24 protein-coding genes and 1 tRNA gene are annotated in these 25,973 nt (G+C 34.2%); 19 read left to right on the plus strand and 6 right to left on the minus strand.

The genetic code is table 11. The features are described 5' to 3' along the window. Positions 1-802 precede the first annotated feature (802 nt). Positions 803-1,774 (minus strand): Rpn family recombination-promoting nuclease/putative transposase, encoded by a 972-nt coding sequence (locus X926_RS07525; protein ID WP_103065609.1) that lies wholly within the window; start codon positions 1,772-1,774, stop codon positions 803-805. A gap of 284 nt (positions 1,775-2,058) precedes the next feature. Next, positions 2,059-2,135 (minus strand) — tRNA-Ile (locus tag X926_RS07530). 124 nt (positions 2,136-2,259) lie between these two features. Between X926_RS07530 and X926_RS10170 the strand changes: the two genes are divergently transcribed. Further along, positions 2,260-2,430, plus strand: coding sequence for a hypothetical protein (locus X926_RS10170; RefSeq protein ID WP_158245218.1), 171 nt, complete (start codon positions 2,260-2,262; stop codon positions 2,428-2,430). Positions 2,431-2,457: 27 nt separating this feature from the next. On the opposite strand, the gene X926_RS07535 is transcribed toward X926_RS10170, so the two are convergent. The 4 genes from X926_RS07535 to X926_RS07550 form a co-directional block, all read right to left on the minus strand. Then, a complete protein-coding gene (locus X926_RS07535) occupies positions 2,458-3,741 on the minus strand; it encodes an alkaline phosphatase (RefSeq protein WP_233186710.1) in 1,284 nt (427 codons plus the stop codon). 174 nt (positions 3,742-3,915) lie between these two features. Then, on the minus strand, positions 3,916-7,437 hold the full coding sequence (locus X926_RS07540) for an N-6 DNA methylase (protein WP_103065610.1): 3,522 nt from the start codon (positions 7,435-7,437) through the stop codon (positions 3,916-3,918). Beyond that, entirely contained in the window at positions 7,421-8,113 is a 693-nt protein-coding gene (locus X926_RS07545) for an ATP-binding protein (protein ID WP_103065611.1), read from the minus strand. Before X926_RS07545 ends, X926_RS07540 begins: the two co-directional genes overlap by 17 nt. Then, the gene (locus X926_RS07550) at positions 8,097-8,582 is read right to left on the minus strand and encodes a hypothetical protein (protein ID WP_103065612.1); all 486 of its coding nucleotides are present in this window, start codon (positions 8,580-8,582) and stop codon (positions 8,097-8,099) included. The genes X926_RS07545 and X926_RS07550 overlap by 17 nt, the downstream gene beginning before the upstream one ends. A 1,017-nt stretch (positions 8,583-9,599) precedes the next feature. Between X926_RS07550 and X926_RS07555 the strand changes: the two genes are divergently transcribed. The 18 genes from X926_RS07555 (at position 9,600) to X926_RS07640 (ending at position 25,972) form a co-directional block, all read left to right on the plus strand. Then, positions 9,600-9,815: a hypothetical protein gene (locus X926_RS07555; RefSeq protein WP_103065613.1), complete on the plus strand. Its 216-nt coding sequence runs from the start codon at positions 9,600-9,602 to the stop codon at positions 9,813-9,815. A gap of 71 nt (positions 9,816-9,886) precedes the next feature. Then, on the plus strand, positions 9,887-10,087 hold the full coding sequence (locus X926_RS07560; protein ID WP_103065614.1) for a hypothetical protein: 201 nt from the start codon (positions 9,887-9,889) through the stop codon (positions 10,085-10,087). Positions 10,088-10,104: 17 nt separating this feature from the next. Beyond that, positions 10,105-10,314 (plus strand): DUF2922 domain-containing protein, encoded by a 210-nt coding sequence (locus X926_RS07565; RefSeq protein ID WP_103065615.1) that lies wholly within the window; start codon positions 10,105-10,107, stop codon positions 10,312-10,314. Positions 10,315-10,501: 187 nt separating this feature from the next. Beyond that, entirely contained in the window at positions 10,502-10,912 is a 411-nt protein-coding gene (locus tag X926_RS07570) for a hypothetical protein (protein ID WP_103065616.1), read from the plus strand. A 610-nt stretch (positions 10,913-11,522) separates the two neighbouring features. Then, entirely contained in the window at positions 11,523-12,173 is a 651-nt protein-coding gene (locus tag X926_RS07575) for a CpsB/CapC family capsule biosynthesis tyrosine phosphatase (RefSeq protein ID WP_103065617.1), read from the plus strand. A gap of 88 nt (positions 12,174-12,261) precedes the next feature. Then, positions 12,262-13,548, plus strand: a complete 1,287-nt coding sequence (locus X926_RS07580; RefSeq protein ID WP_103065618.1) for a sugar transferase — start codon at positions 12,262-12,264, stop codon at positions 13,546-13,548. Then, positions 13,548-14,378 carry an NAD-dependent epimerase/dehydratase family protein gene (locus X926_RS07585; RefSeq protein ID WP_103065619.1) on the plus strand — a complete coding sequence of 277 codons (831 nt, stop codon included), beginning with the start codon at positions 13,548-13,550 and terminating at the stop codon, positions 14,376-14,378. Before X926_RS07580 ends, X926_RS07585 begins: the two co-directional genes overlap by 1 nt. Further along, positions 14,371-15,078, plus strand: coding sequence for a sugar phosphate nucleotidyltransferase (locus tag X926_RS07590; protein WP_103065620.1), 708 nt, complete (start codon positions 14,371-14,373; stop codon positions 15,076-15,078). Before X926_RS07585 ends, X926_RS07590 begins: the two co-directional genes overlap by 8 nt. Continuing rightward, positions 15,075-16,442 carry a hypothetical protein gene (locus tag X926_RS07595; RefSeq protein WP_103065621.1) on the plus strand — a complete coding sequence of 456 codons (1,368 nt, stop codon included), beginning with the start codon at positions 15,075-15,077 and terminating at the stop codon, positions 16,440-16,442. Before X926_RS07590 ends, X926_RS07595 begins: the two co-directional genes overlap by 4 nt. 47 nt (positions 16,443-16,489) lie before the next feature. Continuing rightward, on the plus strand, positions 16,490-17,461 hold the full coding sequence (locus tag X926_RS07600) for an NAD-dependent 4,6-dehydratase LegB (RefSeq protein ID WP_103065622.1): 972 nt from the start codon (positions 16,490-16,492) through the stop codon (positions 17,459-17,461). A gap of 140 nt (positions 17,462-17,601) precedes the next feature. Further along, entirely contained in the window at positions 17,602-18,534 is a 933-nt protein-coding gene (locus tag X926_RS07605) for a GDP-L-fucose synthase (protein WP_103065623.1), read from the plus strand. 74 nt (positions 18,535-18,608) lie between these two features. Then, entirely contained in the window at positions 18,609-18,755 is a 147-nt protein-coding gene (locus X926_RS10455; protein ID WP_369973686.1) for a sugar transferase, read from the plus strand. Between the two features lie 177 nt (positions 18,756-18,932). Continuing rightward, the gene (locus X926_RS07610; RefSeq protein ID WP_158245219.1) at positions 18,933-19,967 is read left to right on the plus strand and encodes a glycosyltransferase family 4 protein; all 1,035 of its coding nucleotides are present in this window, start codon (positions 18,933-18,935) and stop codon (positions 19,965-19,967) included. Next, positions 19,964-21,085 (plus strand): GDP-mannose 4,6-dehydratase, encoded by a 1,122-nt coding sequence (gene gmd / locus X926_RS07615; RefSeq protein ID WP_103065625.1) that lies wholly within the window; start codon positions 19,964-19,966, stop codon positions 21,083-21,085. The genes X926_RS07610 and gmd overlap by 4 nt, the downstream gene beginning before the upstream one ends. 26 nt (positions 21,086-21,111) lie before the next feature. Next, the gene (locus tag X926_RS07620) at positions 21,112-22,041 is read left to right on the plus strand and encodes a GDP-L-fucose synthase (RefSeq protein ID WP_103065626.1); all 930 of its coding nucleotides are present in this window, start codon (positions 21,112-21,114) and stop codon (positions 22,039-22,041) included. Between the two features lie 210 nt (positions 22,042-22,251). After that, positions 22,252-23,355, plus strand: coding sequence for a non-hydrolyzing UDP-N-acetylglucosamine 2-epimerase (gene wecB, locus X926_RS07630; RefSeq protein ID WP_103065627.1), 1,104 nt, complete (start codon positions 22,252-22,254; stop codon positions 23,353-23,355). 350 nt (positions 23,356-23,705) lie between these two features. After that, a complete protein-coding gene (locus tag X926_RS07635) occupies positions 23,706-24,851 on the plus strand; it encodes a glycosyltransferase (RefSeq protein WP_103065628.1) in 1,146 nt (381 codons plus the stop codon). 104 nt (positions 24,852-24,955) lie between these two features. Beyond that, on the plus strand, positions 24,956-25,972 hold the full coding sequence (locus X926_RS07640) for a hypothetical protein (RefSeq protein WP_103065629.1): 1,017 nt from the start codon (positions 24,956-24,958) through the stop codon (positions 25,970-25,972). Position 25,973: the final 1 nt, after the last annotated feature.

Here is a 25,973-nt window from a genome sequence, read left to right on the forward strand (position 1 = left end):
TGAAGGTGTTCGATCCTTATTACACAGAACTAGTTTAGTGAATTGAGATAAAACATTGTACAGGAGGAAAAGAAAGGTGATAGAGATGGTACAATACAACTATATAGATTTTTGTATTTTAACAAGCACAAGAGTCAAAGTGGCGGTATACTTTCTGAAAAGTGCAGAAGTTGAAAAGTGCATTAAAACCTTCTGATTTTGACCATATAGAGTTTCAGGGTTATTTATTGTTGAAAGAAAATTAAATGAGTTTACTTTAAATTAATCTTAAAATAGTTTTATTTTAACAATAGTATGTTGGAATATTTTCAGTAGTCAGTGCCAAGGTGTTCCTTGAGAGCCTTGGCCTTTTTTATATATATGGATGAGGTGGTAGTTTTGGAAAAAGTGTTTAAAACATTATAAGACTACAAAAAATACTTTGCTATATGAATATTTTGCAATTCCGAAAAATGTGCACTTGATAAACGAAAAGCGTACCTTCCCACAAATCTTGTATAATAAACTTAATAGCGCCCCTTTGCCCCGCAGCCCGTCCGGTTATAATGCAGGGGGAAGCTAAAAGACAAATATATTATCAATTGAGCCAAGAAAGAGCCAATTGAGCCAAAAATGAGCCAATAGGCAAATTTGACAATTACAAAAACGTAAGAATTCTAAAACAGGCATGAATAAATGTTATGTTTCGGCAATCAAAATTAGGAGATAAAAAATATCACTCCTCTTTTTAGTTTTATGAGGAGTGATATCTCTATTACTACAACATTTCACTTTAAAACTCTCAAAAATCTACCTGCAACAACTACTTCAATATTTCTTTTAGTTCTTCTATGGTTATACTTAAAATATTTTTCTTTATTTGGTTTATGGTTTCTTCATTTGCTTTTCTGATCTTTTCTTCTAATCTTTTATCAAAATCTTCTCCAAATCTTTGGTTTAGAATTTCTATGATTAATTCTTTTTCTCCTTCAATTTTTCCTTTTTCCATTCCTTCATTCTTCAACTTTTCAGCTATTGTCATTATCAATTCACCCCTTTCATCCATTACTTTTTTCGCTACTTCTTCTACCTTTTCTATGTTTATATCGTCCCTTGTATACATTAAATACAACATACATGATTCAAATAATTCATCAAACGTCTTTTTGTCTTTTATCCCAACAAGAAATTCAAACGCCTTTATTAATTCTTCGTCAAACTTTTCTCCTGTTTTTACTCTTGCCACTCTTGTCGTTTGTAATATCGCCTTTAAATTTGCTAACCCTACTATACCTAATTTTTCTTCTGGTGAGAAATCATATATCTCATATTGGTAAGTAGGTATGTATTGTTTCATTATTTCTGGTAGCTCTTCTATCCCTTCTATGAGATTTATTAACTTCGTCTCTATATTCCATTTGCTTTCTCCATTGTATATTACTAGTGGTATTATTATAGGTAATTTGTTCGTTTTGGTGTTGTATTTTTCTTCCCATATTCTGAGTATGTATTTTAAAAGTTGTAGAAGTACACTCGGATCATTGTAGCTTTTGTGTTCAAACAGAATGTATATGTATCCATCTTTTCCATTTATCTTTGTTTTGTACAACATGTCTGAGTGGCTTTCTTTTAAATCTTCATCCACATAGCTTTTGTCTTCTTTGGTTAAATAATTTAGGTCTAGTACTTTGGTAATCTCAGAAGGTAAATAGTTTTCTAAGAAATTTTGAGCTATTTTTTTGTTACCAAAATGTTTTTTGAAGAAAGCATCGTGTGGATTGTTTAATTCACTCATCTTTTGCCTCGCTTTATGCTATAGATTTTGTTTTGTTCAAAGTTAATTATACCATATCTTTTTGAAGGTGTGCTATCTTAACACACAACTTCTGTATAATGAGTTTTATAGCGCCCCTTTGCCCCGCAGCCCGCCCATAAGATTGGTGAAGTGTTTTCTTTGTTAACTTAATTATATCATTTCTTTTTGAAGACAAGTTTGTGAAAAAAGTTGACAAAAGCCGATAAAAATAGTAAAATTGAAGTGTATAAAAAAATAAAAGCCAAGGAACCCTTGGCTTTTATTGGTGGGCTCGGGTGGATTCGAACCACCGACCACCCGGTTATGAGCCGGAAGCTCTAACCAACTGAGCTACGAGCCCAATCACGTTGATTATTATAGCATTTAAAATGACATTTGTCAATACTTTTTTAATGAAGAAAATTTTCATCTATTATGATGGTTTAGCGAAGGGATAAATAAATTTTAAAGGAGCATCTAGTGAAATGAGCAACCACGTAGAAAGCCTAAAAAACCAAGATGACCCTGTTAAAACGCTAATAGGGAAATATCCAAGAATTATAGTGCTAAAAGCGGTCTTCAATCTCTTAGACAATGAAGAAAAGATAGATTTGGAAAGTCTTGAAAACGAAGTCGTCAAGTTATTAAAAAGATAAAGGGCTGATTAAATCAGCCCTTTAATTTTAATTATTTGGTACATTCACTAAAGGGTAAGAAAGCTCAACTCCCACCAAACTGGCTATTTTTCTAGGAAGGTCTGTGTTATCCATAATACCTACAAATTCCTCAGCTCCAGGTCCAAAAGCTAATACAGGTACTAACGCACCGGTATGATCATGTGTTGTCCAGCCAATACTTGCTCTTGCGCTTGTAATCTCTGCTAAAGCCTCTATTTTGTTACCAGCGGCTTCCAAATAAGCGACCTCTTCTTCTAACAAATCAAATCCATAATACTCTTTCACGTTAGATTTTAACTCTTCCATATTTTGAGAATTAGCTACAACCCAATCCGTAGTTTTCTGATAATTTCTAACCATTTCCAAATCCATCGTGTATCCACCCGTTGATAAACCCAAACCCCCGGTTTCGTGGTCAGCAGTGACAACTACCAAAGTATCAGGATTTTCTTTTGCAAAATCTAAAGCAACCTTCACCGCTTCATCGAATTCAACCGTTTCTTTCCAAACTCCAAAAGCATCGTTATCGTGACCCTCCCAATCGATTTGAGAACCTTCAACCATCAAAAAGAAAGGAGCGTCATCTTTTGACAAAATCTCTATTGCTTTTGCTGTCATCTCAGGTAAAAGTGGTTCAGCAGGCGTTCTTTCAGTAACGCTATTCATATGACTTGAAGCGAACAATCCTAAAACCTTTTCTCCGGAGTAAGCCATTAACTCTTGCTTAGTGGTTATATAATCGAAACCATTTTCCTTTGCAACAGATATAAGATCTTTTCCATCGGCTCTTTGTGTAGGATCAAAATATCTCCAACCCCCTCCTAAAGCAACGGTGAGGTTACTGTTAACCAACTGTTCGGCTAATACTTGTTCAGCATCTCTATCGTTCGTATGACCATAATAAGCCGCCGGTGTGGCGTGAGTTATCCTTGAAGTTGCAACTACACCCGTTTTGTAGCCTTGCTCAGCCAATACTTCCGCTATTGTTGGCACGATTTCACCATTTGGAAGCACGCCAATAAACCCGCTGTTAGTCTTGTAACCAGAAGCAAGGGCTGTTCCCGCTGCCGCAGAATCGGTAACGTTGCTATCTGCAGAATAAGTGATGGCGTAACCAGTGTAGGGCATTTGCATCATGTAAAGCTCACGACCTTCTAAATAACTGGATAACAACATCTGATTTGGGCCCATACCATCACCGATGAAAAATATCACATTTTTCACATCGCCCGCAAATGTGAGCAGTGACACCACAAGAACCAACATAACCAACAAAACAGTCTTTTTCATACTTTCTACCTCCCTGTGATTTTTTAGTTACTCTGTTTAGAAGCTCTGCAAACTGCTTTAGCGCCCCTTCGCCCCGCTCCCCACCCATTTCAAGGTAGGGACCTGCGGTTCCTTAGAGCCAAAGTCATTATAACCAAAAATCATTTGAGAGGTTTTAAGATATATAAAGAATTACTAAAAAAGCTCTCTATTTCTCAAAACTCCATCATCTATGTTCAATTCAAAATTCTTCGACTCTATTACCTTCATCAAGTCCATGAACCTTTCCTTTTCATTCCTCATTTGCCGTGAGGCTGTCTTTCCTTGAACCCCCTTCGGGGCGCTTGAGGCTGTCTTCCTTATTTGCCGTGAGGCCGTTTCTTTGATCCTATTTCTCAAAAAGTTCAAGATATTGATCTTCGTTTTTTCGTTCAAGTTATGATAATGAACTAAAAAACCACAATCTCTCTTTCCCAACTTCCAAACGATAGGCCTATCTTTATAAAACTTCTCATGAAGTTTTAGGTAATCTTTAAAGACATAATCTCTCAAATCTTTCTTCACAATACTCTCTAATTCAGAACGCTCCTTATTTGCCGTGAGGCTGTTTTTTTCGAATATTGAGGATAACAGTTTATTTTCTTCTTCAACTGAAAACCCAAAGGGGATAAAACCATCTTCGCAATTCAAAAGATACCTTTGGATCCCATTATCTATTCTTACAAAAGCTAATTTTGCTAAAATCTGATCTTGGTTACTCATACTGTTGTAGACGGAAATAGGATTTTGAAAACTTTCTTCTGCTTTTCTTTCCACATAGTTATCGTATGGCTCTCTTCGATGATAGTTGGTTACACCTTCATCAAAAGGCATAATGGAAATTAAAGACCTGATTTTATTATTATAAGCCTCTTTAATAAAATTTTCTATTTTGGTAAGTTGAGCTTCATTCAAACTAAATTCATAAAGATACTGGTTTTTCAACAGTTCTCTTAATGGAGGCAAACCTTTTACACCTTTACCGTTAGAAAAAGGAAAAAAGGCCGTAGGAATCCCCACTGTTTTATAAATCTCCTCAAATTTTCTTTCTTTCAAACTGTACAACTTCATCACCAGTATATCTATCAACCCTTCAGAAAGAAGCAGATAGGTATCAAGAGCGTTTTTCCTCTCTATAAACCCATAAAACTTAGAAACACTATCGATACTCTCCTCGTTGAAATGCAGTTCGTTTGGATATATCTCGGTATTCTGCTTTTTAATCGCCACGTTCAATCTGGAGAGGGCTTCTAACGCTTGAGTCTCAAAAGAATCCACAAACATACCTTGTGGAATAGGAAGTTTTTTCAAATCCCCAACCTCCAAATCCACGCTTCCTGCGATAAAACTCTCCAAGTAAGAAAACAAGCTACTATTGAGCAACCCCAAAAACCTAAAGATATCTTCATCTTTTGAAACAAACAAACTACTACCCTTACAATCGAACAAAAATCCAGAAGGAAGGTACCTAAAAGTTGCCCCTTTCGAGGTTGTCATCGTGTAAGTTATACCCTTTTTAAAATAATACTTTCTATTTGGAAGATAATTCCCCATTTTTGCCAACAGATTGTAATTCTCTTCATCGAAGGCTATAACCCACCACAAATTGCCGTACCATTTATTGTAAGGTCCACCTTTGGCATATGGGACCCATTTCTTTCCATCTTTAATATCTTCTCTTCTAACTTCCCAAAAGTACCTCAAAAACCTTTTGTTATCACCAGTAGCTATCCCCTGTCGTGCATCAGCGAACTTTTCTAACGGCTCGTTCTCAAAGGTACGTACAACGTCTGAATCCACCCAATAAATGAAAGGAACCCTCGGAACTTTTGTAAAAACGTTCTTATCAACCCTAAAAACATACTTAGAAAGATAATTCTCCCTCTTCTTTTCCTCACTTGCCGTGAGGCTGTCTTTCCTTGAACCCCCTTCGGGGCGCTTGAGGCTGTCTTCCTTATGTGCCGTGAGGCTGTTTCCCCAAATAGAAAATAAAGCCCGCTTCTTAGAATCTTTCCCGTTAAAAGAGGTCAAGTTTATGTATTCACCCAAACTCCCTTCATCATCTGCCGCGAGGCTGTCTTTCCTTGAACCCCCTTCGGGGCGTTTGAGGTTGTCTTGACCTCTTCTAAAAATAAACATCGCGGTGTCCACTAAAGCGTTATCAAACACCCCTCCAAGGCCAAAATGAACCAATCTCTCTATCTGAAAGTTATCTAATATGAACCTTCTTGTCTTCTCATAACTCCCAATAAACATAAAGGTTTGAGGGGTAATCATACCAACAAATCCATCCGTCTTCACCAATTCGCAACTCTTTTTGATAAAGCAGGCGTACAGATTTTTTTTAAACTCACTATAATCCTCGTTTATGTACCTCTTCAATTCAAAATCATAATCAGAGGAATCTAAATAAGGAGGGTTAGTCAAAACAATATCGTATTTCAAAGAAAGAATATCTAAAGCTTTCTTCAATGGTTCATCGTTTATGCCTGACTCCTTTAAACTTAAAACATCCTCTCTTCTCATCAAGCTCCCAATCTTTTCAAACTTCTTCAAATACTCATTCTGCCCTTCTTCATTTGCCGTGAGGCTGTCTTCCTTATGTGCCGTGAGGCTGTCTTTCCTTGAACCCCCTTCGGGGCGCTTGAGGCTGTTCCCTTTCGGAACAGCTACTATGTTTGTTTCAAACTTCTCATAAGCTCCATCCTCCAAAGCCTTCAATCTCAACAACAAATTTGTAATTTCAACAGCGTTCTCATCGATATCTATACCGTATAAATTCTTAGTAATTATAAGTTTTGGAATCGAAGCATCATCATAACCTTTATTTTGATACATCTCTCTCAACTTATCGTAAACCCCTATAACAAAGTTCCCACATCCACAAGCGGGGTCTATAATCTTAACATCCTCAAGGTCTACTCCCTTCTCATCACCTGCCGTGAGGCCGTCTTTCCTTGAACCCCCTTCGGGGCGTTTGAGGCTGTCTTCCTCATTTGCCGTGAGGCCGTTTCTTCCGTAATACTTCCCCAACGTATTTTCCACCAAATAATCCACTATCCATTTTGGGGTATAAAACTGGGAAATAACACCATTTTTACCCTTTAAATCCTTACTCGCCATGAGGCTGGCTTTGCTTGAACCCCCTTTGGGGCGCTTGAGGTTGTCTTCATTGAAATACTCGTAAGACCAAGAAATAATTTCCTCTTTCTTCCAATCTTCATCTTTCACACTCTGAAACAAATCTCTGATCTTTTCTATCGTTTGGCAAGTAATTCTGCTTTTAATGTCATCGACTAAATAACAACAATCAAAATTTCTATTCAGAAATTGCACCCCAGAAAGATAATCACCTAAAAGATTCGAATCTGAACCACTCTTTCCAAAAAGTTGTAAATCTCCCTCCATATTTGCCGTAAGGCTGTCTTTCCTTGAACCCCCTTCGGGGCGTTTGAGGGTGTCTTCCTTATTTGCCGTAAGGCTGTTCCTCTTTGCTTGTAATACTTTTAGAATAATAAAACTCAAAAACACATCCAACAAAACATTTTCCTCACCTGCCGTGAGGCTGTCTTTCCTTGAACCCCCTTCGGGGCGTTTGAAGCTGTCTTCCTCATTTATGACCTCTTTTTGCAGGATACGCTTAAGTTCCAATGCCATTTTTTTAACGGATCTGTTCAAAATAAGCCACCTTCTCTTCTCTCTTTTTCACCCTAAAATCCTCTTCACCCAAATAAATCAAACCTTCTTTTGGAACGATCTCTATCAACCTTGAAACGGTTCTATCGTCTAAAAAATTAACCAGCTCTTTTGGATTCAAGTTCGTAGAAATTATAACGCTTTTTTGGTTCCTATTAACCTCGTCTATAACGATTCTTATCTTCTGACCTATCCAATCATAACTCTTGGCACCAAGATCGTCTATAAAAATCAAATCAGATTCAAACGCTCTCTCAATAGCGGCATCGGCACCTTCAAAATTCTCAAAATCCCTCAATATATCCAAGACACCAATAGTACAACCCATAACAGCGGCCTCTTTCAACACAGTAAAACCTAACCTACTCTTCCCAGTACCGTATCCTCCATACAGTATCAAACCAACGCCCTTTTCCCACAACTTCTCCTCAACAAAGTAACGGCACTTCAGCAAACCTTTCTTCAAATGCTCATTCAGTGCAAGAAAATTATCAAACGATGCATCAAGATAAATCTTTGGAGAAATATCCCTGTAATTCCTACTCCCATTCAAATAATTCATAAAAATCGAACACATATATTTATTATCTAAAATCCCACGTGTTGGGCAATTTTCAGGATTCTTACAAAAACAACCCCTCTCAGAAGAATTTGGCATACTTGCTACCTCCCTTATCATAAACCTCTTTTTTCTCCTCCCTTATTTGCTGTGAGGCAGTCTTTCCTTGAACCCCTTTCGGGGCGCTTGAGGCTGTTTCCCTTAATTGCACTTCAGGAAACCAAAAAGTACTAGAAAAAGCCTCTTTGCCCTTCACATTTGCCGTAAGGCTGTCTTTCCTTGAACCCCTTTCGGGGCGCTTGAGGCTGGCTTCCTCATTTGCCGTAAGGCCGCCTTCCTCATTTGCCGTAAGGCCGCCTTCCTCATTTGCCGTAAGGTTGTCTTCCTCATTTGCCATGAGGCTGTCTTCCTCATTTGCCATGAGGCTGTCTTCCTCATTTGCCGTGAGGCTGTTAACTCTTCGCGGATAGCACGTAATCAATCCCCTATCCTCAAGCTCACTCAAAGACTTAGACACCGTATTCTTGCTAAAAGAAAGAAGTGAAGAAAGCTTTCGCTCAGAAAACATCAAAGGTCCCTCCCAATAACTCTTATTCGCCTCATAAATCAAAAAGAAATAAAGCTTTGTGGCAGAAGAAGAAACCTTCTCCCTCTCATTTTCCCTGAAAAAATGGTTCAAAAGACTAAAAACATTCACAAAATCACCTCAGCATTCCAAAAATTTTTTTCTTCCCAATAGTAATATCTGCAAAAAAAATAAAAAAATAATTTTTTAAAAATTAAAAATCCTCTAGGGGCGATACGCATCAAAAAAATAAATCCTTAAGGGGTGGCGGGCGGGAATAGATAAATAAAAATATTTTAAAAAAAACTCTAAAGCCTTTAAGGCTATCAAGTCTTCAACAAAATCATAAAGGGATTAAGCCCTTCTTCCAAAAAATCTATCAATTGCCCTTTTTTCTCAACCTACAAAATGAAAAAAAATATATTATATATTTTTATATATTTATATTAATAACATAAAACCTTATAGGGTGTCTCAAAAATTGACCCACAACTGGGTCAAAATTTGACCCAAAACTGTCCCAATTTTTGACCCAGGTGGATCAAAAATTTATCCTCTGAGGGTGGTGGGTGGGAATAGATAATAAATCTTAAAGTCAAAGCCTTTAAAAAAGTGTTCATAAGGGGCGAAGCCCCTTAACTCCTCCTAAGCTTCCCAAGCTTTAAAAAAAGGGGATCATAAGGGGCAAAGCCCCTTCATCCTCTGAGGGTGGCGGGCGGGAATAGATAATAAAAATTTTTTTAAAAACTCTCAAGCCTTTAAGGCTACCTAGCCTTCAGCAGTATCACAAAGGGCGCAGCCCTTTAACTCTCCCCAAAGCTTGATAAGCTTTAAAAAAAGGGATCACAAGGGACGAAGCCCCTAAACTTTCCTCAAGCTTCCCAAGCTTTAAAAAAAAGGGATAAAAAGGGACGAAGCCCCTTCATCCACTAGGGGCGGAGGGTGGGAATAGATAAATAGTAAACAATTATTTACCACAATTTAAGTATTCTTACGGATACTATTAGTGGAGGTGAGAAAATGAAAGAAATAGTTGGATTAATCCCTGACCTTGTACAAATGGTGGAAGTACCTGGTAACGGCAAAAAGAAAAAAGAAATCGTCCTAAACGCAGTGAGAGAATTCTTAAAATCCATCGGCAAATACTCTCCGATCATGGACCTAGTAATCTCCATACTCATCGACGGAGTAGTAGCGTTACTATTTCCAAAACCAAAAGAACCAGAAAAAGCATAAAATGATTTCTCCCCGGGGAAGCAAGGCAACACAAACCAAAGACAACAAAAACACACAGGAGGTGGTAACACATGGCAATGAACTTAGAATCAAGAAAGGGAAAGATCGTCTGGATAAGCATAGTAGACGGAAAAGAACAAAAAAAGTATAAAACCTACGACTTATTCACAGACGTAGAAGCAGACATAAAAACCGCCTTACAAGGATTAGTCTCACTCTGTGAAAACACCAACGCGGTTTATTACTTCGACGAAAGCTACGAAATAATCTAAAAAGGAGGAAATAGCGAATGAGAAGATTAAGAATGAAATTTTATGACTCAGCAGAAGGAAAAAGCAAAACCCTATCAGTTGACGGAGTATTAGAAACACTAACGCAAGCAGAAATAGAACCAGTAATGCAAAGCTTGATAGGTGTATTAGTACCAACAACCGCACAAGTAGACGAAGCAGAAATCGTTGAAACAACGACAAATGAAGTATTCAACCTCATTCAATAAAGAAACACACTCATGCCTCTTGACGGGGCATGAGTTTTTTTGATATATTAGTATACGCACGTATAATATACTTAAAAAATGCCACACAACTACCCATCCTCAAGGTCTTCCTTAGCCTTTAAACAGGGATCATAAGGGGCGAAGCCCCTTAAACCACAAGGGGTGGCGGGCGGGAATAGATAGATAAATGATAATAAAAAAGGGGGAAACCACCATAAACCATCAAAACTACACCAAACTAACGGACCACGAACTAATAGCACTCTCCAAAAGCGGCGACAAAAAATCAAAAGAAACCCTATTCACCAAATACAAAGGCTTCCTTGTCAACGAAGCAAACAAACTCACCAAAAGTTGCGGCATAGACTTTGAAGACAGCTTTGGAAGTTTAACTTACCTATTCTTATGTGCGATTGACAATTTCAATCTCAAAGGAAACTTCACAGGATACATGAAAAAATTCATACTACTAAAAATAAAAAGCGACATTGGAAAAAGAAAAGCAAAAATGCCCTACGTACCAAAAGAGTACCCCTTTTACCTAAGAAACTTAGAAGAAGTAATGATCGTTGAAGAAGAGATTGCCCACTACGAATAAATTTCTTTAAAATGGCCGGGCAGCTGAGTTTAAGGGACCGCAGGTCTCTTCCATAGAAGGGTGAGCTGCAGAATGAAGAAATAAAGATTTCCTTCCTTATGATCAAGCTGCAGGGTTAAGGGACCATAGGTCCCTTCCTTAAAATGGGTGGGGAGCGGGGGAAGGGGCACTAACAAAGACTAAGCGCAGCTTACATAAAAAGCACAAAAATTAATTCACAAAAGTAAAAATTTATTTTTAAAAAGGGTCACAGGGCGAAGCCCTCCCCCAGCCAGTTTAAGGGACCGCAGGTCCCTCTTCCACATGGGTGGGTAGCGGGGGAAGGGCGCTAACAAAGACTAAGCACAACTTAAATAAAAAAACACAAAAATTAATTCACAAAAATAAAAATTTACTTTTAAAAGGGTCACAGGGCGGAGCCCTCCCCCTGCCCGTTTAAGGGACCGCAGGTCCCTTCTTAAAATGGGCGTTATATAAAATAACAACATCCTCAATCAAAATGTAATCAAAATATAATAAAATATTTGACTTTTTAAAAAATTATGTTATAATAAAAACAATGAAAACGTTTTTTCATTTGAACAAAATGTCTCGGGGGAGGGGTTTCCCTATGTATATCGACATCAACACCCATCTTCTACCCAATGTTGATAACGGCTCACAAACTCTTGAAGAAACGTTAAGAGAATTAAATAAGTACAAACAACATGATATAACTCATGTTATCTTCACCCCACACATAAACCATCCAACCATAAAAACAGACATAACAAAAATAAAGGAAAAATACGCCGAAGTTAAAGAAACAATAGAATACAACACTGGTGTAAGAACTTATTTAGCATCTGAATTATACCTAACACCACAATATAACGAATTCATTCCATTCAACGATCACTTTGTTTTTATAACCCTACCAACACAAGAATTTCCAATATATCTCCTCGACTCAATTTTTCAATTACAGTTGGATGGATACGATATCGTACTACTACAAGTTGAAAAATACGATTGGCTACTCGAAATGAAAGACGTCCTTCACAGACTAAAAGAAATGGACGTTTATTTTTGTTTGAGCTTTAATGGCTTAAACTCAAAAGCAGCAAAATTCTATCGAGACAAACATTGTTTAGATTTTTTGGCAACGAACAACAAAGCCAACAACAACGAAAAAGAAATCGACTTGAGTCTGTTCAAAAAATACTCACAAATAACTGAAAAAGCCTTTGAAATATTGAACATAAGCAATGTACCAGAATAAAACAATTTTTAATATTCGTTTAATATTTAAACATTAAGATAATGTTATAATAAATCTCGAAAAACAAATTAGGGGGTTAGACTCGAAGATGCAAAAAGCAGCGGTTTACTTAATAGACATAGCGCTCATATTCATTATGAATGCCTTCTTAATGAACCTACCAATAACCATCTCAATAATCTCATCTCTAATAATATACCTCGGGATATACTCCTTCAGAACATACGACACAGAAACGATGAAAAGTTACACAGAATCTCTAATTAAAACCACCGTTGGAACTCTTGTGAGTTTCATCGTTATACTAATTATCTACTTCTTCCTCAGTAAGTACTTCAACAGATACTTTTTCCTTACCAACCTATTGTACACAATAGCCCTCTTGCCAATAATACACAAAATAGAATACAATATCTACGAAAAACACATGCCTGTAAAAAATTACCTCGTTATAGGCAGAAAAGAAGAAATAGGCAACATAATGGAAGAAATATCAGAAAAAGCGCTCAACAAAATAAAATTCACACAATACATAAACCCAAACCCAGTAACACTTGATGAAATAATAAAACAAAACACACAAAAAACATTAACCCAAACAATACACGGCATAGTAATAACAGACCCAGAACTAGAAGAAAGGGTAAAACCACAAATACAAAACTACAAAGCAGAAGGTTTAGAGATTCAATACTTACCGAATCTTGTTGATAGATACCTCAAAAGAATACCTATTGAGGTTATAGAAAAACATGAGGATTATTACAAGATGATTTTTGAAGGTTCAAGAACTTCTCCAATGATTAGAATATGTGATATAATTTTTTCTTTGATCTTGTTAGTTATTTCTTCTCCCTTTATATTAGCAAGTATGATCGTCATTTTGATTGACGATGTAATTCATAAAGAAAAAATCGAAATTTTCTTTAAGCAAAAAAGAGTCGGTCAAAATGGGAAAATTTTTAGAGTTTATAAACTTAAAACAATGAGAAGAATAACAAATAGCAATGGTGAAAAGATAGACGTTCTAACAAAAACGGGAAAGTTTTTAAGAAAATTCAGATTGAACGAATTTCCACAACTTTTGAACGTTATAAAAGGTGATTTGAGTTTAGTGGGCCCCAGGCCAGATATTGAATCAACAATACCTTTCTGTGAAGAAAATATTCCTTTCTACAATTATAGAACAAAAGTTCCTCAAGGGATCACTGGCCACGCTCAAGTTTTTTTTAGGTATCCTGAAGCATTAACAAAAGAAATATATTCAGAAAGATTAAGCTATGACCTATACTATGTAAAAAATTATAGTTTGATGTTATACATCGCAACTTTATTGAGAACGGTAGAAACAGTAATAATGGGGAGAGGCGAATAATGCTATATGGATTTAGGTTAGAAGACTGGATTTCAAAATCCTTTGCAGAAAAAATAGAAGGCTACAAGAAGTTAATAGACATTACCAGCAGGTCAGAATTCTATCAAATATTAGAGGGCGACGAAGTTAGCCTAGTATTTTCTTATCACTATTATAACAATTTAACTGAAATAGGACAAGTTTTAGATCACATTAATTTACTCGTAAAGTTAGAAAAAATTTCAAAAATAATCTTTGTATCCTCATACAACATTTACGAACCTGTTTATGGAAAACCATTCAAAGAAGACAGCCCCAAATCTCCCAGAAATTCTACAGGGATAAATGCATTAACAATAGAAGAATTCCTCATTTATCTACACAAGAAGTACAACGTCGATACTTACATCCTCAGGTTATTCAGCCTTTATGGGCCATATATGGACAATTATACCCTGATATCTAACTTATTTAAAAGTTATATCCACAATCAGATTGTAGAAATTGGAGATTTAAAAAAGGTTAGGGATTTTTTATTTATCAATGATTTAGTTGATATTGTGAATAGAATATACAAACAAGAAAAAACAGGCGATTTAAAGATATACAACATTGGAACCAGTATTCCAACATCTATTAAAGAATTAATATCAAAGATAAATGAATTAACCAACAAAACGCCAGACATAATCTTTAATCCAGATAGGATTAAAAATGAATATGACCATGATTATGTGGTGGCAGACAATAAAAAACTGTTGAATGAATTCCCTGATTTAAAAATCACCCCTTTAGAGAAGGGATTAGAATTAACCTATCTCTGGCAATTGGGAAGGGAGAAAAATGTTTGAAGAAGCATTGATTTTAGCAGGGGGACTAGGAACAAGGCTTAGGCCCTTGACATACGCCGTTCCTAAACCTCTTCTTCCAATCGGTGAAAAACCCATAATAGAAAGAATAATAGAAAATTTAAAAAAACAAGGAATAATAAATTTCTACATATCTATTAACTACAAAGGTGAAATGATCAAGAATTACCTAAAGGAAGGAGAAACATTGGGAGTAAATATACATTACGTTGAAGAAAAAGTTTTCACAGGAACAGCTGGCCCAATTCTCCATCTTCCTGATAATCTACAAGGAGATTTAGTAATATACAATGGTGATGTTCTAAGCAACATAGATTTAAAAAGATTGCATGAATTATTAGAAGAAGGCCAGTTCGATTTTGTTATCTCATCAGTAAAAAAAGAAGATTACATAGATTTTGGTGTATTAGAATTTGATGAAAATTCAAAATGCCTACTTGGTTGGAAAGAAAAACCTACATTATATTTTTATTTAAATACTGGAATATACGGTATAAAAAAAGAAACTATTGAATTTATAAAATCTCAAAAAGAAAAGAATATACAATTATCGATGCCTGATTTGTGGAGCCTTTTAATGGAAAAGGGCAAGAAAATTGGGATATATGAACATGATGGAGAATGGTTTGATATCGGTAAAATGGACGAATATTTGAGAGTGAACAAGGAAGTGGAAAAATGAAAAAAATAATATTAATTCTAATACTATTAACAACTATTATTACCTATGCAGAGATAGGAGAATATGCAGATGCAAGCATGTATGTTGAAACTAATTTTACCAGCAACGAGTTAAATATAAACTTAGATTTCAACGATCAAAAATACTTTTGGATACAATCAAATTTCTCGCTCCAAAATGATGAAAAATATAGATATGAGCCTTGGCAGGACGTTACAATGTTTGGTTATTACTACTTACTCAAAGAAGGATACGTAGGAATAAATCTAAACGAAAATACAGAAGTTGAAATAGGGCAAATAATACCAAAAGACGAAATTGAATCAAAATACTCCCTGTTTTTCAACGATCAAACCGAAATCGGAAAATACTCAGTTAATTTTAAATATGAAAACGATAATTTTTACTACAAATCCAATTGGATGTTGCTTAATAAAGATTCCGCACTGGACTTTCAAGATAGAGGCATGAATTACAAAACTTATGGAATTAAGGCAGGAGATTTTAAAATAGGCTTGCAGGATGTAATTTTATACAAAGATAGATCTTTTGACCCATATTATTTCTTGAACCCCTTTCCTTCCACCATGATTCAAGAGATTAGATACACTTACACAGCACCTTGGGTTCAAAAAAAAGAAATTGTTGATGATTCTGCCATTGTCGGATTTTTTGCAGAGTATAAAAAAGAAAAATCAGATTATTTTTTACAACTCTTTGTAGATGATTTAAATTTAAATAGGATTTTCAACCCAGAATCCTCCCAAAATCCTGATAAATTGGCATGGTCTATTGGAACTAAGCAAAATACGAATGTTGGTACCTTTGGTTTTTACCATGCCGGGGCAACAAAATATACCAGCCAACGTACAAGAGCAGACAGACAAACTGAATATACATATTATCCTTCATCTGAATACTATAATCCTGATTACTCTTCTGAAACTAAAATTTTAGATTACAAAGAAAATTACATAGGCTATCCTTATGGTGAAAACTCAATTTCGTTTTTGGTTGACTACAGTAATCATTATAAAAACACTGATAATTATTTATCATTAGAATACGCTATTTCGGGAGAAAAATCCCCTCATGTTCCATGGGGTGCAGATGAAGATCACGAAGGAACACAACTATTAAACGATGATGTTTTAGAACATTTCGCAGAATTATACCTCCAATCTATGATAAATGTAACTGATCGTATAACAATAATTCCCGGTATAAAAATAAATCATTATAGAAACAAAATAGAATACGTTCCAATACCAGAAGATCCAGAATATAAAATATGGAGACCGATAGAAGACAACAATCAAACGAATTTTGAAATAAGTATAAAATTCCAATTAGAGATCATTTAAAAAAGACTGAATTATTTATAAACTTTAAACAGCGGAGGATTGAATTAATGAAAGTACTAGTTACAGGGTCAGAAGGATTTATTGGCTCACACTTAACTGAACTCTTAGTTGAAAAAGGCTTTGAGGTTAAAGGATTTGTGCGGTATAATTTTAAAAATGATTGGGGTTGGCTCGAAGATTCCAAATATAAAAATGAGATAGAAATCTACACTGGAGACATAAGGGATTATGATTCTGTGTATGATGCTATGAAAGACGTTGATGCTGTGTTTCATTTAGCTGCTTTAATTGGGATCCCTTATTCATACATCTCTCCTCTTGCATATATAAAAACAAACACAGAAGGAACATACAATGTATTAGAAGCAGGTAAAAAATTGAATATAGAAAGAATCATTCATACATCAACGAGTGAAATATACGGGACAGCACAATACGTACCGATAGATGAAAAACATCCGTACAATCCACAATCTCCGTATGCAGCCAGTAAAGCTGGAGCAGATCACTTGGCATTATCTTACTATAGATCCTTCGAAACCCCTGTTACTATTATAAGACCATTCAACACATTTGGTCCCAGACAGTCCGCTAGAGCAGTTATTCCAACGATAATAAGTCAAATTTTGGCAGGGAAGGAACGAATAAAACTTGGTAATTTAACCCCTACAAGAGATTTAAATTATGTGAAAGACATAGCAAATGGGTTTATAACTGTTGGTTTGCATGAAAAAACAATAGGGGATGTGTACAACCTTGGCACGGGGGAAGAAATATCAATAGGAAATTTAGCCCAAAAGATCATTGAATTAATTGGAAAAAACGTTGAAATAATCGAAGATACCCAAAGAGTAAGACCAGAAAAATCCGAAGTTGAAAGGTTATTATCTAACCCAGAAAAAGCAAAAAACATTTCAGGATGGAAACCAAAGTACTCTTTAGAAGAAGGATTGAAAGAAACAATTCAATGGATTCAAGATAATTTACAGTATTACAAAACTGACATATATAATATTTAATAGAGGTGGTTTTTATAAAACCAATTTTACTTGATGCACCAAATTTAGGGGAATTAGAAAAAAAGTATTTGTGCGATTGTATTGAATCTCCGAAACGAATGGATAAAAGAGTAGAAAATATTTGAAAGGGGTTCTCTTTAATGAACAAAAATAGCAAAATATACTTAGCTGGGCACACAGGGTTAGTAGGATCAGCCATATACAGAAAATTAAAAAATGAAGGATACACGAATATAGTAACAAGGACACACAAAGAGTTAGATTTAACAAACCAACAACAAACACAAGAGTTCTTTCAAAAAGAAAAGCCAGAGTATGTATTTTTAGCAGCGGCAAAAGTTGGAGGAATAAAAGCTCAGGTTACATATCCAGCAGATTTTGCTTACATCAACATAATGATAGAAAGTAATGTAATCAAAGCATCGTATGACTACGGCGTGAAAAAATTACTTTTTCTTGGAAGTTCAGGTATATATCCCGATCTATGCCCACAACCAACAAAAGAAGAATATTTACTCACAGGACTTTTACAGCAAACAACCGAGGCATATGCAATAGCTAAGATAGCAGGATTAAAAATGTGCCAATACTTCAACAAACAATATGGGACTAACTTCATAAGTGGAATACCAACAAACTTATACGGTCCAAAGGGCAACTTTGATTTAGAAACATCCACTGTCTTGGCAGCACTGCTAAGAAAATTCCATGAAGCGAAAATAAACAACAGACCACACGTTGAGGTATGGGGAACAGGCAATCCAAGAAGGGAGTTCCTGCATGTAGACGATTTGGCAGATGCTGTATTACATCTTATGAACAACTACGATGGAAATGAACCAATAAACATAGGAACAGGAGAAGATTTAACGATAAAAGAACTCGCACAATTGATAAAAGAAGTTGTAGGATACGAAGGACAAATAAGATTCGACACAACCAAACCCGATGGAACGCCAAGAAAGCTTTTAGATGTAACAAGATTGCACAACACTGGATGGAGACATAAGATAGAATTGAAAGAAGGATTAGAACTTACATACCAGTGGTTTAAGGAGAATTGGGAAGGTTAAAGCGGGGTTGTACTCTCTCTTTATTATGAGGCAAGGCACAAGCTAAAGCGAGGCTTAACAGGCTGAGTAAGATCATATACAAACACTCATCCAATTTAGAAGAAGTAAAAACAAAACTCAGCTATGACCTATACTACGTAAAAAATAGAGACATATTCCTTGATGTGAATATCGTGTTCAAAACAATAGAAGCAGTATTTTGGAAAAGGGGAGCGGTGTGAGTGGGGGAAAAGGTAACAATAAAAGTAGTTTCTCAAATGTTTTATCCTGATATAACTTCAACTTCAAAGGTTCTTTCTGATTTGTTTTTTCATATTGGTGAATCATATCAAATCAATGTTTTATGTCAAAATCGTTCTTATGTCTTACCCGACGTTAGTTACGAGGAAGAAACACATTTGGAAAACCTTTTTATAAAGCGAATAAAAGTCAGAAAAACTAATAAAAATAATCTAATACAGAGAGTGTTTAATTTTATTGAATTATACCTAAAATTTAAAAAGGAATTAAAAGAAGCTAAGGGTGATGTTTTTTTCTGTGTATCCAATCCTCCTTTTTTGCCTTATATCACTATAAAGTGCGCAAAAAAAATAAATAAAAAAACAGTTTTCCTTTTGCATGATTTATATCCTGATGTTTTAATAAAACTTGGAAAACTAAAAAATACTAATCTTATCAGTAAATTAATACATTACATGAATAGTTATGCCTTTCAAAATTCAGACAAAATCGTTGTGTTGGGAAGAGATACTAAGGATTACTTAATAGAGAATTATGGCGTTAGCGATGAAAAAATAGAAATTATAACAAATTGGGGAAAAAATAATATACTATTACCTCAGAAAAACAATTTTAGAAAAACTCATAATTTACTTAACAAATTTGTGATTATGTATACTGGGAACTTAGGGGAAACCGCAGAATTTGATACTTTATTAAATACTGCAAAAATAATGAACAATGACGACATTAAATTTGTAATAATTGGGGATGGAAGAAAAAAAAGAGATATAGAAAAAACAATTAACGAAAAGCAATTAAATAATGTTATTATTTTGGGGTATCAACCAGAAGATGAATATTATGCAATATTAAATTCTGCAGATGTTTTGTACGTTTCTTTAAGAAAAGAGTTAAGGGGAATCTCAGTTCCAAGTAAGACATATACTTACCTTTCTGTTGGTAAACCCATTATTGCTGTGGTTCCTAAAGAATCTGAAATAGAACTTTCAATTAAAGAAGATAAATATGGAATATATAATGAATATGACTCGCTTAAATTAAAAGAACAAATAATAGAATTATACAGAAATAAAGATAAGTACAATGAATTATGTAAAAATGCAAAAACGGCTTTTACTAAAAAGTATGATTTAAAATTAATCGTAAAAAAATACGAAAAATTATTCAAAGAACTGGAGGAACCCACATGAAAACCGCACTTATCACAGGAATAACTGGACAAGATGGAAGCTATTTAGCAGAATATCTACTTGAAAAAGGATATACAGTTCACGGGATAATAAGAAGATCTTCTTCATTCAACACAAAAAGAATTGATAACATATACCAAGACCCTCATGAAAAAAATAGAAGATTGATCCTACACTATGGAGATTCAACTGATTCTACAAATTTGATAAGAATCATGAAAGAAGTTGAACCCGATGAAGTATACAATTTAGCTGCACAAAGTCACGTTAAGGTCTCTTTTGAATCACCAGAATACACGGCTGAGACGGTAGCTTTAGGTACATTAAAGATTCTTGAAGCTATTAAACTGTTAGGTTTAGAAAAAAAGACAAAATTCTATCAAGCAAGTACATCTGAATTATATGGAGAAGTGCAAGAAATACCTCAAACAGAGAAGACACCTTTCTATCCTCGAAGTCCATACGCTGCTGCAAAATTATACGCCTATTGGATAACCATAAATTACAGGGAAGCCTATGGATTACACGCCTCAAACGGCATACTATTTAACCACGAATCACCAAGAAGAGGAGAAACTTTCGTCACAAGGAAAATCACAAGGGCAGCGACAAGAATCCTTGTAGGAAGACAACAAAAGTTATACTTAGGAAATTTATCAGCAAAAAGGGATTGGGGCTATGCACCTGATTACATAAAAGCCATGTGGTTGATGCTCCAACAAGATGAACCAGATGACTATGTCATAGCAACGGGAGAAACACACAGTGTAAGGGAATTCTGTGAAGAAACCTTTAGTAATTTAGGAGTTAGCATAAAATGGAAAGGCGAAGGAAGTAATGAAAAAGGAATAGTAGACAGTTTAGACAAAATAAAACTCGAAGAAGTGCTTGGTGATATTAAGACACCACTAAAACTAGGGGATACAATAATAGAAGTTGATCCAGTATATTTCAGACCTACAGAAGTTAATTTGTTAGTTGGAGACTCAACAAAGGCAAAAGACAAACTAAACTGGGAACCACAAGTGAAATTCAAAGAACTTGTAAAAATAATGGTAGAAAACGATTTAAAACTTGCCTTGAAAGAAAATCAAAGAAACGAATGGATAAAAGAGTAGAAAATATTTGAAAGGGGTCCTTTTTAATGAACAAAAACAGCAAAATATATTTAGCTGGACACACAGGGTTAGTAGGATCAGCCATATACAGAAAATTAAAAAATGAAGGATATACAAATATAGTAACAAGAACACACAAAGAGTTAGACTTAACAAACCAACAACAAACACAAGAGTTCTTTCAAAAAGAAAAGCCAGAGTATGTATTTTTAGCTGCGGCAAAAGTTGGAGGAATAAAAGCAAACGATACATATCCAGCAGATTTTGCTTACATCAACATAATGATAGAAAGTAATGTAATCAAAGCATCATATGACTACGGAGTGAAAAAATTACTTTTCCTAGGAAGTTCTTGTATATATCCAAAACTATGTCCACAACCAATAAAGGAAGATTATCTACTCACAGGACCTTTAGAACCAACAAACGAGGCGTATGCAATAGCAAAGATAGCAGGATTAAAAATGTGCCAATACTTCAACAAACAATATGGGACTAACTTCATAAGTGTAATGCCAACAAACTTGTATGGTCCAAACGACAACTTTGATTTGGAAACATCCCACGCATTAGCAGCGATACTAAGAAAATTCCATGAAGCAAAAATAAACAACAAACCACACGTTGAAGTATGGGGAACGGGGAATCCAAGAAGGGAGTTCCTGCATGTAGACGATTTGGCAGATGCTGTATTACATCTTATGAACAACTACGATGGAAATGAACCAATAAATATAGGGACAGGAGAAGACTTAACGATAAAAGAACTCGCACAATTGATAAAAGAAGTTGTAGGATACGAAGGAGAAATAAGATTCGACACAACCAAACCCGATGGAACACCAAGAAAGCTTTTAGATGTCACAAGATTGCATAACACTGGATGGAGACATAAGATAGAATTGAAAGAAGGATTAGAACTTACATACCAGTGGTTTAAGGAGAAATGGAAGTGAGAATACTTCAAATTAACACTGTTTGTGGAACAGGAAGCACAGGAAGGATCGCTGCTGACATTCATAAAATGCTTATAGAGCAAGGACATGAAAGTGTTGTTGCATATGGGAGATAAGAAAATAAATCATTATAAAAAGAATCAATAGCCCAAAATTAGGTATTTCACTTTAAAAACTTTTCAAAAAATATCAATTTAAGGAGCTCTCCAAATGAAAACAGCGATGATATTTGGAACACGGCCAGAAGCAATAAAAATGGCACCATTATACAAAAAGATGAAAGAAGAAAATATGGAGATAAAAGTAATAGCAACCGCTCAACACAGAGAAATGCTCGATCAAGTGTTGAATCTTTTCGAAATAAAATCAGACTACGACTTAAATATAATGACAAAAAATCAAACTCTACCACAACTAACTTCAAAACTCATTACAGAGATAGATAAAATACTAAAAATCGAACCATTCGATTACGTATTAGTACAAGGCGATACAACAACCACTTTTGTAGCAAGTCTCGCTGCTTTTTACAATAAAATACCTATTGGACATGTAGAAGCGGGTTTAAGAACAAACGATGTATACAATCCTTTCCCAGAAGAAATGAACAGAAGACTAACAGGTACAATTGCTAAGCATCACTTTGCTTCTACACAAAAGGCAAAAGATAACTTATTAAAGGAAGGTATAGAAGAAAAAAACATAGTAGTAACTGGGAACACTGTTATAGATGCATTACTATGGGTAAAAGAAAACAAAAACAAAGATATAGAAAAGATAAAAGAAAAGTACAACATAAAGAACAAAAAGTTTATCTTAGTAACCATGCATAGAAGGGAGAACTGGGGAAAACCGATAGAAAACGTGATGAAAGCGATAAAAAGGTATCTACACGAAAACGAAGAAATGCACATAGTATTTCCAATTCACTTAAATCCGATAGTGAGAGAAAGTGTGTATAAAATACTTGGGAATGAGGAAAAAGCGATATTGATAGATCCTGTTGAATACTTAGATTTCATAGCGTTAATGGACGAAAGTCATTACATAATGACAGATTCAGGAGGGATACAAGAAGAAGCACCCACATTGGGCAAACCAACGTTGGTGTTAAGAAAAACAACGGAAAGACCTGAGGCAATAGAAGCAGGAACAGCAAAATTAATAGGAACGCAAGAAGAAAAAGTGTATCAGGCAATGAAAGAACTAGAAACAGAAAAATATGCACAAATGAGTGAAGCAAGCAACCCATTTGGAGATGGAAAGGCATCTCAAAGAATCGTTGAATTTTTGAATAAAAACAATTGTATTTAATATTCAATAAGAGTACTATTAATTTATACTTTTCATTGTAATGTTTAACTATTAAAATTGAAAGTAAGAAAAAGGGTATAATCTTAAAATTCGAAGCTGTTGAAATTATTAGGCACTTAAGAAATAGAAAGATTATCAAAAATAAGGTTTTGATTTTAAAAGTGTTACAGGGCGGAGCCCTTCCCACCCATCGGGGCGGGCTGCTGGGCGAAGGATAGCTAAAGCAGATTGTATGTAACTTAGAATGATGGAGGTATTTTAAAATTTTTTTGATTCTAGAAGTATTATTTAAAGCAGGTTTCAGATTTTTTAAAAGGGGGTATTGAAATTATTTTTAGGAGGGAAAATAATTGAAAAGGTTATTAGTTTTGTTTTCTCATGTACCCGATCCAAGAATAATTAAAAGAATAAAGACTTTAAAAAAAATAAGTAAAGAAACTCATTTAATTTATTGGGAAAGAGATTTTGGGAATGGCTTTTCTTTTTCGCCAATTGAAGATGTGTCGTTTGATTGCATACACACAGATTCTAATCCTTCTCTTCTCCAAAGATTTTTCCAAAATAACTATTTAGCAAATGAAACAGCAAAAAAAATTAATAATCTTGAACCAGAAATAATTTATATATCTGGAGTAGAGATGTTAAAGATAGTAAATAAAATAAAATGGGAGAAGAAACCTTTAGTTATTATTGAAATAGCCGATATTCCTGCTAATACACATATTTCGAAACATCCTTTTTTAGGTAAATTTTTGGAACGTTATTTAACTAACCTAATTAAAAAAAATGCTGATTACTATGTATTCACTTCTCTTGGGTTTTATGAAGGTTACTATAAAAAAGAGGGGTTATCTGAAAATACAATTTTTATTTTTGAAAATTTACCGTCAAAAAATGTATTTCAAAATTTAGCAATCAACCCTGAGAAAGTAATTAATAAAAATAAATTAACTATAGGTTATATCGGAGCAGTAAACTATTATTCCTCCCTCAAAATTCTTTTTGAAGCATGTAAAGGCATCAATAATGTTGAAATATTAATTGCAGGACGAGGACCAGATTCTGAAAAAGTGAAAGATGAAACAAAAAATTATTCAAATATTAGGATTTATGGAGAATATAATTACGAAAAAGATATTGCTAAGCTTTATTCCATGACAGATGTTGTTTATTCAGTATATAACACCGATAATTATAATGTGAGACTTGCCCTTCCAAATAAATTGTACGAATCTATTGTTTGTGGTAAACCCATAATCGTAGCGTCTGACACTTACTTAGAAAATTATGTTAAAAAACTTGAAGTTGGATTCTCTGTACCTTACAAAGATGTAAAAGCTTTGAGAAAACTTATAAAAGAACTTGTTACTAATAAAAAATTGATAACCGATATCTCAAATACATGTATGAAAATAAGAGAGAATTATTTTTATGAAAAGGTAGAAAATGATTTTTTAAACTGGATAAATGAGAAAACTTCAAAACACTTTGTTTAATAACTTAAAAGAATTCCTTAAAAAACAAGAAAGGTAGAGGCATTACGAAATATTTTGAACGAATGAAATAATTCCAATTAACTAAAATGAAGAGGAAATTAAATATGAAAAAAATACTTTATATTGATTTACTCAGCCCAAAAGGACATAAAAAATTCAATGAACTAAATATAAAAGCTCTATCAAGTGTATTTGACGTAACAATAGTCGCTAGAGAAAATTTTATTGATTCTAGACAACCTGATTTCATAATACCAGAGCCTTTTTTTAAATCTCATAACATAATAAATTATAGAATTAACGAACTTAAAAAAATTAATTGGATTATAAAAAAAGTAAAAAACTTTGACAAGTTCGAATTGTTATTATTATCTTCTTACGAAACGATTTCTTTTTCTTTAAAGTCAAGAACCCTAACTAACGTTGTTTCTAAAGTTGCAGTGTTTAATCATAATAATTTAGATGAGCTCGATACATCGTTGATAAAGAAATTCTTCTTTAAAAAAATTGAAAAAAGAGTAGTTCATAGTGTTTTTGAAAGTTATTTTAAAGAATATTTATTAAATGATATAAAAATAAATAACAATATTATTGTGCTTCCTCACCTTGTAGAAGAAATAAGTTTTTCTTCAAATTTTGACCTGGACAATATTAATATTTTCATTCCTACCAAAAATTATAATACAAACTATATTAATAAAATCTTAAATAATTGCCCTAGAAACATTGTTTTTACTATAAAAAGCGACACTTTTTTCAAACAAGAAAATATAAAATCAGAACCATATTTTGAAGAAAATGAATACAATCAAATATTTAATAGTTCCAATCTTATTCTATTACCTTTAAAAATCGAATATAACTATAGAGTAAGTAATATAATCTATGAATGTTTTTCCTTCTCAAAACCATGTTTTACGTTTGAAAATAAATTCTCTAAATATTTAAATGATAAATATCCTAACGTTGTGCATATAATCGATAAAGAAACAAATATCAAGCAAATTATAGAGGAATATAAACAAATTAATAATTTATTATTTGCAAAAGAAAGGGAACTTTTTTTAAAAGAGCATTCAGAAGATAGCTTCTTGACTGTAATAAAGAATTTGATAAATTAAA

This window comes from Petrotoga sp. HWHPT.55.6.3, assembly GCF_002895495.1.
In the GTDB taxonomy this organism is placed as follows: Bacteria; Thermotogota; Thermotogae; order Petrotogales; family Petrotogaceae; genus Petrotoga; species Petrotoga mobilis.